We start from the raw sequence: 12,684 nt of genomic DNA, 5'->3' as shown, positions 1-12,684 counted from the left end.
GCCAGCGCGTGTCTCCCGATCGCTCGAGGCGCTGAAACGGGGATCGGGAGACATGGCCTAGGCTCACCGGGGTGAGCAGACGACTGGACGGCAGGGCGGACGACGAGCTCCGCGAAGTGAAGATCACCCGGGGATTCACCAGCCATCCCGCGGGCTCGGTGCTGGTCGAATTCGGCAACACCCGCGTGATGTGCACGGCCAGCGTCACCGAGGGGGTGCCGCGCTGGCGGCAGGGGTCCGGGCTGGGCTGGCTGACCGCCGAGTACGCAATGCTCCCGGCGGCGACCCACACCCGCAGCGGCCGCGAGTCGGTCAAGGGTCGGGTCGGCGGGCGCACCCAGGAGATCAGCCGGCTCGTCGGGCGGTCCCTGCGGGCCTGCATCGACCTCGGCGCGATCGGTGAGAACACCATCGCGATCGACTGCGACGTCCTGCAGGCCGACGGCGGAACCCGCACCGCGGCCATCACCGGCGCCTACGTCGCCCTCGTCGACGCCGTCACCTACCTGCGGGCCGCGGACCTGCTGTCCGACCCGCAGCCGATCTCCTGCGCGATCGCCGCGGTCAGCGTCGGCGTCGTCGACGGCCGGGTCCGGCTCGACCTGCCGTACGAGGAGGATTCGCGCGCGGAGGTCGACATGAACGTCGTCGCCACCGACACCGGCACCCTCGTCGAGATCCAGGGCACCGGCGAGGGCGCGACGTTCCCGCGCAGCACCCTCGACAAGCTGCTCGACTCCGCGCTGGCCGGCTGCGAGCAGCTCTTCGAGGTGCAGAAGGCCGCGCTCGCGCTGCCGTATCCGGGTGATCTGCCCGAGCCGAAGACCCCCGAGAAGAAGAAGTTCGGTGTCTGAGACCCGGGTTCTCGTCGCGTCCCGGAACGCCAAGAAGCTCCGCGAACTGCGTCGGGTCCTGGAGACGGCGGGGGTCGTCGGCATCGAACTCGTCGGACTGAACGAGGTCCCGGAATTCCCGGAAACCCCAGAGACCGGCGCGACGTTCGAGGAGAACGCTCTGGTCAAGGCCCGGGACGGCGCCGCCGCGACCGGCCTGCCCTGTGTCGCCGACGACTCCGGGCTCGAGGTCGACGTGTTGAACGCGATGCCGGGCGTGCTGTCGGCGCGGTGGGCCGGCGGGCATGGCGACGACGACGCGAACACCGCGCTCCTGCTCGCGCAGCTGTCGGACACCCCGGACGAGCGGCGGGGAGCGGCGTTCGTCTCCGCCTGCGCGCTGGTGGTGCCCGGGGGCGTCGAGCGGGTCGTGCGGGGCACCTGGCCCGGAACGATCGCCCGCGAGGCCCGCGGTGACGGCGGCTTCGGCTACGACCCGGTGTTCGTGCCGGAAGGGGAGCCGCGCACCGCCGCGGAACTCAGCCCGGAGGAGAAGGACGCCGCCTCGCACCGCGGCCGCGCACTGGCCCAGTTGGTGCCGGATCTCGCCGATCTCGCCCGCGGCTGAGGGCGGGCCTCGGTTGGCCGCCCACCCCTGAAATCCGGAATGGGCCATTCGCTCGGTTGAACCGAGCGAATGGCCCATTCGGGTGAGGAGCGGGGGCGCTGCCGTCAGAGGTCGAAGTCGGCGCGGACCTGCCGGGTCCGCTTGTGCTCGGCGACGAACGACAGGAACGGAATCGTGCCCGCCAGCGCGGTCGTGACGATCGTCACCGGCTTCCACCGGGCCTTGATCGCCAGGTCGATCGTGAAGGCCAGGTACAGCATGTAGAACAGCCCGTGCACCTGTCCGATGTAGAAGAACCAGCTCGGGGCGCTGCTCGCATCGTCGAGGATCAGGTACTTGTAGATGAGCTCCGCGGTGAGGATCAGCAGCCAGACACCGGTGATGTAGGCGAGCACTCGATAGCGGGTGAGCGCGGAGGCGATCTTCGCGGTGTCGCGGACCGGGGTGGTGGTGACGGTCTCGTCGGGGGCCGTGCTCACGTGCTGCTCCTATCGGCCTCGCCGGCTCGGAGCTGCGCGAGGTAGTTGTTGTACGCCTGGAGGGCTTCGTCGTCCGGGTTGTCGGAGTCCAGGTTCGCGGTGACCGGCGGGGCGCTGCGCTGCGGCAGGAGGTTCGCGGGGATCTCGCGCGGCTCGTCACCGTTCGCGACCTTGGCCTGATCCTCCGGTGCGGTGTCCTCCAGCTGCACGAAGCGGCGGTACGCATACACCACGAACGCCGCGAACAGCGGCCACTGGAACGCGTAGCCCAGGTTCTGCCCGGTGCCGCCGACCGCTTCGAAACGGGTCCACTGCCAGTAGCCCAGACCCAAGCACGCGGCGCTCGCGACGATCACGAACACGATCAGTGCCGGTCGACGACGAGAGGATGAACGAGCCACACCACGACGGTACCCGAGCTGGGAAGGGGCCCAGCCGGGTGTGGGGGAGGTGAGGGTCACAGTGACCCGGCCGGTCACCGCCGGTTGTGGTGCGCGAGGGGGGACTCGAACCCCCACGTCCGAAGACACCAGGACCTAAACCTGACGCGGCTGCCAATTACGCCACTCGCGCGTGCCGCAACAGACTATGCCACGGCGTCGACGCCGGATGCACCGGAGGAGCCCGATCCGAAGCCGTTCGGAAGGTAAAGGCGGGAGACGGTAGCCGAGGCCGTGGATATAACGGTTGCATAACGATCAACGTGAGGATTTCCTCAGGTTTCCTACTCGCGGGTTCTCGGCTCTGCCAGCGTGTTTTCTTCTTACTCGAAAGTCACTTGGACGAGCGTCCTGTGAGCTGCGTCACGCCTACTACCTGGTAGAACGCCGGAGCTGAACGGTAAACATGAGGAAATCCTCATGATCCTGTGCGACGCTGTTCGCACCCCCGAAAAGCTGGCCCGCGGACTCGCCGAAGCGTCCGTCGGGTGGTTGGCGACGTCGGTGGGTTCCGACCAGGAGAGGACCAACCAGCGTGACGATCGACGAGAGCACACCTCTGGGCAAGGGCGACGGGTCCACCGGATCCCGATTCGCGCCGACGCGGCCCGGTGCGGCGAAGTCGCCCCTACGCGATCGGCTTGTTGCCGGTGAGCCCTACGCCCTGGCCTTCGGCGGTCAGGGTGCCGCATGGCTCGAACCGCTCGAGGAACTGATCCGTGACAACGGACTCGAGCCCGACATGACCTCCCTCGTGAACGAAGCCGCGGCCGCACTGGCGCCGGTCGCGCAGGACCTGCTGGTGGTTCGGCCCGTCGGCTTCGACCCCATCGGCTGGATCCTCGAACGTGACGTCGCCGACGAGGACGTCACGGACGCCGGCCCGTCCGCGGAGGCACTGACCTCGGCTGCGGTGTCGCTGCCCGGCGTGCTGCTCACCCAGCTCGCCGCGCTGCGGTCGCTGCGCCTGCAGGGCCTCGATTCGGCACAGACCCCGCCCGCCGCGGTGATCGGCCACTCGCAGGGCCTGGTCGCCGCCGAGTCCATCGCCGACGGTGGCGAGTCCGACGGCGCACTGCTCGCCATCTCCCAGCTGATCGGTGCCGCCGCCGTCCTGGTCGGTCGTCGTCGTGGCATCGTCGGCGCAGGCGAGCGCACGCCGATGCTCGCGGTCTCCGACGTCGATCCGGCCCGCATGCAGGCCATCGTCGACGAACTGTTCAGCGGCGTCGACGCCGAACGCGGCGTCGCGATGGCGATCCGCAACGGCCGTCGCCGGGTCGTGCTGTCCGGCGCGCCCGCCCAGCTCGCCCGCGTGCAGCAGCGCGCCGAGCAGATCGCCGCCGAGGAGGCCGCCGAGCGGGAGGCGAAGAAGCGCGGCGGTGCCGTCTTCGCGCCGATCTTCGAGCCCGTCGCCGCCGAGGTCGGATTCCACCACCCCGCCTTCGCCGACGCCGTCGACACGGTCGGCGCCTGGGCCGCCCGCTGCGGCCTCGACGTCGAGCGCGCCACCCGTCTGGCCCGCGCCTGCCTGACCGACCCGGTCGACTGGGTCGCCGCCGTCGACTCCGCGGTCGACGCCGGTGCCGCCTGGATCCTCGACCTCGGTCCCGGCGACCTGCTCACCCGGATGACCGCCGGCCCGCTGCGGGGCAGCGGCGTCGGGATCGTCGCCGTCGCCACCCGCGGCGGCCAGCGCAGCCTGCTCACCCCGGGCGCCGCACCCGAGGTGCACAAGGCGTGGACCGCGTTCCGCCCGTCGCTGGTGTCGCTGCCCGACGGCAAGGTCGCTGTCGAGACCGCGTTCACGAAGCTGACCGGCCGGTCGCCGATCCTGCTCGCCGGCATGACCCCGACCACGGTCGATCCGAAGATCGTCGCCGCCGCCGCGAACGCCGGCCACTGGGCCGAGCTCGCCGGTGGCGGCCAGGTCACCGAGAAGATCTTCGCCGACCACGTCGCGGAGCTGTCGACGCTGCTCGAACCGGGCCGCGCCGTCCAGTTCAACTCGATGTTCCTCGACCCCTACCTGTGGAAGCTGCACGTCGGCGGCAAGCGCCTCGTTCCGAAGGCCCGCGCGGCCGGCGCCCCGTTCGACGGTGTCGTCGTCACCGCAGGCGTCCCCGAGCTCGAGGAAGCCGTCGCGATCATCGGCGACCTCGACGAGGCCGGCATCACGCATGTCGCGTTCAAGCCGGGCACCGTCGCCCAGATCAAGTCCGTGATCCGGATCGCCGCCGAGGTGCCGGAGTTCCCGGTCATCGCGCACATCGAGGGCGGCCGCGCCGGTGGCCACCACTCGTGGGAGGACCTCGACGACCTGCTGCTGAGCACCTACGCCGAGCTCCGCGCGCGGCCGAACCTGGTGATCTGCGTCGGCGGCGGCATCGGCACCCCCGAGCGGGCCGCCGACTACCTGACCGGACGCTGGTCCGAGCAGCTCGGCTACCCGGCGATGCCGGTCGACGGCATCCTCGTGGGCACCGCCGCGATGGCCACCCTCGAGGCCACCACCTCGCCCGACGTCAAGCAGATGCTCGTCGACACCCCCGGCACCCCCGACTGGGTCGCCGCGGGCACCGCGACCGGCGGCATGTCGTCGGGTCGCAGCCAGCTCGGCGCCGACATCCACGAGATCGACAACGCCGCCTCCCGCACCGGACGCCTCCTCGACGAGGTCGCCGGCGACGAGAAGGCCGTCGCGAAGCGTCGCGACGAGATCATCACCGCCCTCGACGTGACCGCGAAGCCGTACTTCGGTGACGTCGCGACGATGACCTACGAGCGCTGGCTGCGCCGCTACCTCGAGCTCGCCGTCGGGATCGACGCGGCGAAGGAGTTCGACTGCGGCACCGACTGGGCGCAGGCGTACGCCGAGGCCACCGAGTCGGTGTGGCTGGACATCACCTGGCGGGACCGGTTCGCGCAGATGCTCCAGCGCGCCGAGGCGCGGCTGCACCGCAACGACCGCGGCCCGATCGCGACCCAGTTCGCGGACGAGCTGATCCTCGAGCGTCCCGAGGCCGCGCTGTGCACGCTGCGCGCCCAGTTCCCGGACGCCGCGACCACCGTCCTGCACCCCGCCGACGTCGCGTTCTTCGTCGCACTGTGCAAGACCCCCGGCAAGCCGGTGAACTTCGTCCCGGTCATCGACAAGGACGTGCGCCGCTGGTGGCGGTCCGACTCGCTGTGGCAGGCGCACGACCCGCGCTACACCGCGGACCAGGTGTGCATCATTCCGGGCACCGTCGCCGTCGCCGGGATCACCCGCGCCGACGAGCCGGTCGGGGACCTGCTCGACCGCTTCGAGAAGGCGACCACCGACGAGCTGCTCGCCGCCGGCGCGGCGCCGGTCGCCGTGGCCGGACGTCGCCGCGCCGACGCCGCCGGGCTGTTCGGTGTCGTGCTCGCCGCCCCCGACGTGCTGTGGGCCTCGCGCCTGACCCGCAACCCGGTGCACCGCCTCGGCGACCTGAACGCCTGGACCGTCACCGACTCCGACGCCGCGCACGCCACCACCGGCGCCACGCTGCGGCAGCTCGGGGAGGACCGCGTCGAACTGCGGGTCCCGCTCGTCGGCGACCGCGCGGTCACCATCGCGATCACCGTCCCCGGCTCCACCCGCGACGGCGGCGCGCCCGTCGTCACCGAAGAGGACGCCGAGGCCGCGATGTCGGCGCTGCTCGGGGTCGCGGCCGGTCAGGAACTGCCGGCCGTCAAGGGCGACGTCGCCCGCCTGAACGTCGCGTGGATCCCCGACCTGGTCGCCGACCACTCCGGCGTCACCGCGTCCGGTCTGCCCGTGTCGCTGGTGCCCGGCGCCTCCGCGGTGCCGGACGTGCTCGTCGGCGCGTGCTGGCCTGCGGTGTTCGCCGTGCTCGGTGCCGCGCAGACCGCCGAGGGTGTGCACGCGATCGAGGGCATGCTCGACCTGGTGCACCTCGACCACGCCGTCCAGCTCGTCGACGCGATCCCCGCCGACGCGGCCGTGCTGACCGTCAAGGCCGAGGGCGTCTCCGTCGTCGACACCGACCTCGGTCGGGTCGTCGAGGTCCGGGTCGAGGTCGGCGCCATGCGCGGCGAGCAGGGCACCGCGGCCCCGACGTTCGCGACGATGGTCGAGCGGTTCGCGATCCGCGGCCGCAGCGGCAAGGCCGAGCTGGCCGACCCGGCCCGCGCCGGCGGCTCGCTGACCGACGCCGCCGTCGACACCCCGCGTCGCCGCCGCCGGCAGACCACGATCGTCGCGCCGCGGCACATGGCCGCGTTCGCTCAGGTCTCCGGTGACCACAACCCGATCCACACCTCCGACAACGCCGCGCTGCTCGCCGGGCTCGGCAGCCCGATCGTGCACGGCATGTGGCTCTCCGCCGCCGCCCAGCAGGTCGTCGTCGCGGTCGACCCGGAGGCGACCGTCCCGGCGCGCCGGCTGACCGCGTGGACCGCCCGTTTCCTCGGCATGGTCCGCCCGGGCGCGCTGATCGACGTCCGTGTCGACCGCATCGCGCACGACGCCGGCGCCGAGATCGTCGAGGTCGGCTGCCGCGTCGACGGCGAACTGGTGATGGTCGCAACCGGCCGCACCGCCGCGCCGACGACGGTGTACGCCTTCCCCGGCCAGGGCATCCAGCGCCCGGGCATGGGCCTGGACGCCCGGGCCCGCTCGAAGGCCGCCCGCGAGATCTGGGACAGGGCCGACAAGCACACCCGCGAGACGCTCGGCTTCTCGATCCTCGCCATCGTCCGTGACAACCCGACCGTCGTGAAGGCCCGTGGCGTCACGCACAAGCACCCGGACGGCGTGCTGCACCTGACCCAGTTCACCCAGGTCGCGATGGCAGTCCTCGGCGTCGCGCAGGTCGCGGAGCTGCGTGAGTCCGGTGCCTTCGTCGAGGGCTCCTACCTGGCCGGTCACTCGGTCGGTGAGTACAACGCGCTCGCCGCGGTCGCCGGGGTGCTGCCGCTCGAGGCGGTGCTCGAGGTGGTCTTCCAGAGGGGCTCGGCGATGCACGCCCTGGTCCCGCGCGACGAGCACGGCCGCTCGGACTACCGGCTGGCCGCGATCCGGCCGTCGCAGTTCGGTGTCGACGACGCCGACCTGGAGGCCTTCGTCGGCGGTGTCGCTGCCGAGACCGGCGAGTTCCTGCAGATCGTGAACCTGAACCTGCGGGGTTCGCAGTACGCGATCGCCGGCACCGTCGCGGGCCTGGCGGCCCTGGAGAAGGAGATCGACCGCAAGCGCGCCGAGTTCGGCGGCAAACGGGCGTTCATCGTCATCCCCGGCATCGACGTCCCGTTCCACTCGACCGTGCTCCGGGGCGGCGTCGACGACTTCCGGGAGCGGCTGCTCAAGCTGCTGCCGGAGGAGATCGACCCGGCGATCCTGATCGGCCGCTACATCCCGAACCTGGTGCCCAAGCCGTTCAACCTGGGCCGCGAGTTCATCCAGGAGATCGCGGACCTGGTGCCGTCCGCGCAGCTGAACGAGGTCCTCGCGGACTTCGACACCTGGTCGGCGAACCCGGTCGCGCTGACCCGCGTGGTCCTCGCCGAGCTGCTGGCCTGGCAGTTCGCCAGCCCGGTCCGCTGGATCGAGACCCAGGACCTGCTGTTCGCCGACGAGGCCGACGGCGGACTCGGCGTCGAGCGGTTCGTCGAGATCGGTCTCGCCGCGACCCCGACGGTCGCGAACCTGGCGTCGCAGACCCTCAAGCTGCCCGGTCGCATCGGCGGCCCGGTCGAGGTGCTCAACATCGAGCGCGAGGCCGGGGTCGTGTACTCCACGGACACCGATCCGGCTCCGGTGGACGACGAGCCCGAGGCCCCGGTGGCCGAGGCCGCTCCGGCACCGGCGGCGGCCGCCCCGGCTCCCGCCGCGGCCCCGTCCGCTCCGGCCGGAGGCCCGCGTCCCGACGACATCGCGTTCGCGGCGTCCGACGCCACCAACGTGCTGATCGCGCTGTGGACGAAGCTGCGCCCGGACCAGATCGGTCCGGCGGACACGATCGAGGCGCTGTGCGACGGCGTGTCGTCGCGACGCAACCAGCTGCTCGTCGACCTCGGTTCCGAGCTGTCGCTCGGCGCGATCGACGGTGCCGCGGACGCCGACATGGGCTCGCTCGCGGTGACCGTGAACAAGCTGGCCCGCACCTACAAGCCATTCGGCCCGGTGCTGACCGACTCGCTGAACGACCACCTGCGCAAGGTGTTCGGTCCGTCCGGCAAGCGTCCGGCCGCGATCGCCGAGCGTGTCACCAAGGTGTGGGAGCTCGGCGCCGGCTGGGCCAGCCACGTCACCGCCGAGGTGGCCCTCGGCACCCGCGACGGTTCGAGCGTGCGCGGCGGCGCGATGGGCGGGCTGCACGAGGGTGCGCTGTCCGACGGCGCCGCGGTGGACGCGGTGGTCGACGCCGCGGTGCAGGCGGTGGCGGCGCGCCGCGGAGTCGCGGTGTCGATGCCGTCGGCCGGCGGCGGTGCCGGTGGCACCGTCGACGCGGCCGCGCTGGGTGAGTTCACCGAGCACATCACCGGACGCAACGGCGTGCTCGCCTCGGCGGCCCGCCTGGTGCTCGAGCAGCTCGGCCTGGCCGATCAGGCGGCGGCGACCGTCGCCGAGGCCGACACCGAACTGGTCGACCTGGTTTCGGCGGAGCTCGGCTCCGACTGGCCGCGGCTGGTCGCGCCGGCGTTCGACGCCCGCAAGGCGCTGCTGCTCGACGACCGCTGGGCCTCCGCCCGCGAGGACCTCGCGCGGCTGTGGATCGGCGACCACGCGACGGTCGTCTCGGTCACCGACGCCGACTTCACCGGCGCCGGACCGGCCGTCGCCGCGCACGCCGACTGGTGGCGTCGCCGCGCCGAGGCCGAGGGCCGGGAGGAACTCGTCGGCGTGTACGCGACGATCGCCGAGGCCGCCCAGGTCCGGGACGCGCTGACCGGCCCGTGGTCGGATCAGGTCGCCGTCGTCACCGGCGCCAGCAAGGGCTCGATCGCCGCGTCCGTGACCGGGCAGCTGCTGCGCGGTGGGGCGACGGTGTTCGTGACGACCTCGCGTCTCGACGACGAGCGGCTCGGCTTCTACCGGAAGCTGTACCGCGAGAACGCCCGCGCCGGTGCGTCGCTGTGGGTGGTGCCCGCGAACATGGCGTCGTACACCGACGTCGACGCCCTGATCGACTGGATCGGCCAGGAGCAGACGGAAACCGCCGGCGGTGCGAAGAAGCTGGTCAAGGAGGCCGTCACCCCGACGCTGCTGTTCCCGTTCGCGGCACCGCGCGTCGCGGGCGAGCTCTCCGACGCCGGCGCGCGCGCCGAGATGGAGATGCGGGTGCTGCTGTGGTCGGTGGAGCGGTTGATCGCCGGCCTGTCGACGATCGGTCACGACCGTGACGTCGACACCCACCTGCACGTGGTGCTGCCCGGTTCCCCGAACCGGGGCCTGTTCGGCGGCGACGGCGCGTACGGCGAGTCGAAGGCGGCGCTCGACGCGCTCGTCGGCCGCTGGAGCGCCGAGCGCAGCTGGGCCGAGCGGGTCACGCTGGTGCACGCGCTGATCGGGTGGGTGCGCGGCACCGGCCTGATGGGCGGCAACGACCCGATGGTCGAGGCCGTCGAGTCGAAGGGTGTGCGCACCTGGTCGACCGACGAGATGGCCGAGCAGCTGCTGGCCACCTGCACCGCCGAGACGGTGACGCAGGCCGCGGTCGCACCGGTGACGGTCGACCTGACCGGTGGTCTCGCCGACGTCCGGCTCGACCTGGTGGCCCTGTCCCGCGAGGCCGCCGAGGCCGAGAGGGAGTCGGAATCGGCCGAGTCCGCGGCGGAGACGATCTCGGCGCTGCCCGCGCCGCCGCGGCTCGTCGACGAGCTGCCCGCCCCGGCGTGGCCGGAGCTGGACGTCAACCCGGCGGACCTGGTCGTCATCGTCGGCGCCGGCGAGCTCGGCCCGTACGGCTCGGCCCGCACCCGCTTCGAGATGGAGGTCGACGAGCAGCTCTCGGCGGCCGGCGTGCTCGAACTGGCGTGGAACACCGGCCTCGTCGGCTGGGAGCAGGACCCCGAGCCGGGCTGGTACGACGCCGAGACCGGTGAGCTGGTGCCGGAGGCGGAGATCGCCGACCGCTACCACGACACGGTCGTGGAACGCTGCGGCATCCGCCGCTACGGCGACGAGGGCGCGATGGTCGACAACACCATGCCGCTGATGACGTCGGTGTTCCTCGACAAGGACCTGAGCTTCGTGGTCGGGTCCGAGGCCGAGGCACAGGCGTTCGTCGACTCCGACCCGGAGCACACGGTCGCCGCGCAGGACCCCGAGAGCGGTGACTGGCAGGTCACCCGCCGCGCCGGCACCGAGATCCGGGTGCCGCGCAAGGCGAAGCTGACCCGCACGGTCGGCGGCCAGATCCCGACCGGGTTCGACGTGACGAAGTGGGGTGTCCCCGCGGACATGGCCGGGTCGGTGGACCGGGTCGGCCTGTGGAACCTGGTGACCACGGTCGACGCGTTCCTCACCGGCGGCTTCACCCCGTCGGAGCTGCTGCGTTGGGTGCACCCGTCGACGGTCGCCAACACGCAGGGCACCGGTATGGGCGGCATGACCTCGATGCGGTCGCTGTACGTCGACACCCTGCTCGGGGAGTCGCGGCAGAACGACATCCTGCAGGAGGCGCTGCCGAACGTCATCGCCGCGCACGTCATGCAGTCGTACGTCGGTGGTTACGGCGCGATGGTGCACCCGGTCGCGGCGTGCGCGACGGCCGCGGTGTCGGTCGAGGAGGGCGTCGACAAGATCCGGCTCGGCAAGGCGATGTTCGCGGTCGCCGGTGGTTTCGACGACCTCGGTATCGAGGGCATCGTCGGGTTCGGTGACATGTCGGCGACCGCGAAGTCGGAGGAGATGACCGCCAAGGGCATCAGCGACCGCCGGTTCTCGCGGGCCAACGACCGCCGGCGCGGTGGGTTCGTCGAGTCCGCCGGTGGCGGCACCATCCTGCTGGCCCGCGGTGACGTGGCGCTCGAGATGGGCCTGCCGGTGTTCGGTGTGGTCGCGTGGGCCGGTTCGTTCGCCGACGGTGTCCACACCTCGATCCCGGCCCCCGGTATCGGTGCCCTCGGCGCGGGCCGGGGTGGTCAGGACTCGCAGCTGGCGCTCTCGCTGAACGCGCTCGGTGTCACCGCCGACGACATCTCGGTGATCTCCAAGCACGACACGTCGACGGCCGCGAACGACCCGAACGAGGCCGAGCTGCACGAGCGGCTCGCGGCGGCGCTGGGCCGCAGCGAAGGCGCCCCGCTGTTCGTCGTCTCGCAGAAGACCCTCACCGGTCACGCAAAGGGTGGCGCGGCGGCGTTCCAGCTGATCGGTCTGTGCCAGGTGCTCAGCCAGGGCATCGTGCCGCCGAACCGCAGCCTGGACTGCGTCGACGACAAGATGGCCGAGTTCTCCCACCTGGTGTGGCCGCGGGAGGCGCTGCGGTTCGGCGAGCAGTTCCCGCTCAAGGCGGGCCTGCTGACCAGCCTCGGCTTCGGTCACGTGTCCGGGCTGATCGCGGTGGTGCACCCGCAGGCGTTCATCGAGTCGGTGCCCGCCGACCGTCGGGCGGACTACCTGGCGCAGGCCCGGCAGCGCACGATCGACGGTCAGCGGCGGCTCGCGTCCGCGATGTGCGGCGGCACCGACCTCTACGAGCGGCCCGCGGACCGGCGGTTCGGCGGTGACGCGGTGCCCGCGAAGGCGGCCCGCCAGCTCGAGGCGGACGTGCTGCTCAGCGAGGACGCGCGTCTCGGTGCCGACGACGTGTACCGGTCCGGACTGCCGGGGTGCAAGTAGATGGCGATCCTGGGAATCGGTTTCGATCTGGTGACGGTCTCCGAGTTCGCGGAGCAGCTGGCCCGGCCGGGCACGGCGATGAAGTCGAGCTTCCGGCCGGGGGAGCGCCGCTACTGCGAGGCCAAGAGCGACCCGGCCCGCCACTACGCTGTCCGATGGGCGGCGAAGGAAGCGGTGATCAAGGCGTGGGCGTCGTCCCGGTTCGCGCGGCCGCCGTCAGTCGGTGACAACGCGTACGTGCAGGTCGAGGTCGTCAACGACGCCTGGGGCCGGCCGTCGATCAAGCTGCACGACGAGGCCGCGCAGTTCCTGCCGGGTGCCATCATCCACCTGTCCCTGACCCACGACGGGGACATGGCCGGGGCGATGGTCGTCATCGAGGAACCGGACATCGTCGCGCCCGTCGCGCGCTGACCGGTAACGCCGAACGCGGGGCCGGCCGGTGGATCACTCCACCGGCCGGCCCCGCCGT

General features: G+C 72.1%; 6 protein-coding genes and 1 tRNA gene. 4 read left to right on the top strand and 3 right to left on the bottom strand.

The genetic code is table 11. The annotated features are described in order from the left end of the window. The first annotated feature begins 71 nt into the window (after positions 1-71). Positions 72-854: a ribonuclease PH gene (rph, locus tag ABD951_RS15445; protein ID WP_345346437.1), complete on the top strand. Its 783-nt coding sequence runs from the start codon at positions 72-74 to the stop codon at positions 852-854. Beyond that, on the top strand, positions 847-1,461 hold the full coding sequence (gene rdgB / locus ABD951_RS15440) for an RdgB/HAM1 family non-canonical purine NTP pyrophosphatase (RefSeq protein ID WP_345346434.1): 615 nt from the start codon (positions 847-849) through the stop codon (positions 1,459-1,461). The genes rph and rdgB overlap by 8 nt, the downstream gene beginning before the upstream one ends. 104 nt (positions 1,462-1,565) lie before the next feature. Here the strand turns inward: rdgB and ABD951_RS15435 are convergent, their stop codons facing one another. The 3 genes from ABD951_RS15435 to ABD951_RS15425 form a co-directional block, all read right to left on the bottom strand. Beyond that, the gene (locus ABD951_RS15435) at positions 1,566-1,940 is read right to left on the bottom strand and encodes a DUF3817 domain-containing protein (RefSeq protein WP_345346431.1); all 375 of its coding nucleotides are present in this window, start codon (positions 1,938-1,940) and stop codon (positions 1,566-1,568) included. Further along, complete coding sequence (locus ABD951_RS15430) at positions 1,937-2,341, bottom strand: transcriptional regulator (protein ID WP_345346428.1); 405 nt, start codon at positions 2,339-2,341, stop codon at positions 1,937-1,939. The genes ABD951_RS15435 and ABD951_RS15430 overlap by 4 nt, the downstream gene beginning before the upstream one ends. Before the next feature lie 87 nt (positions 2,342-2,428). Continuing rightward, positions 2,429-2,513 (bottom strand) — tRNA-Leu (locus tag ABD951_RS15425). A gap of 402 nt (positions 2,514-2,915) precedes the next feature. On the opposite strand from ABD951_RS15425, the gene ABD951_RS15420 reads away from it, so the two are divergent. Next, a complete protein-coding gene (locus tag ABD951_RS15420) occupies positions 2,916-12,212 on the top strand; it encodes a fatty acid synthase subunit beta domain-containing protein (protein WP_345346425.1) in 9,297 nt (3,098 codons plus the stop codon). Continuing rightward, positions 12,213-12,626, top strand: coding sequence for a holo-ACP synthase AcpS (acpS, locus tag ABD951_RS15415; protein WP_345346422.1), 414 nt, complete (start codon positions 12,213-12,215; stop codon positions 12,624-12,626). The last annotated feature ends 58 nt before the right edge of the window (positions 12,627-12,684 follow it).

Source organism: Rhodococcus olei (genome assembly GCF_039540555.1).
In the GTDB taxonomy this organism is placed as follows: Bacteria; Actinomycetota; Actinomycetes; order Mycobacteriales; family Mycobacteriaceae; genus Rhodococcus_G; species Rhodococcus_G olei.
This window is presented reverse-complemented; position numbering and strand designations above follow the sequence as displayed.

What these genes read in the sequence shown, in the direction of transcription:
- acpS (WP_345346422.1), top strand. Translation starts at nt 12,213, where the DNA reads ATGGCGATCCTGGGAATCGGTTTCGATCTGGTGACGGTCTCCGAGTTC.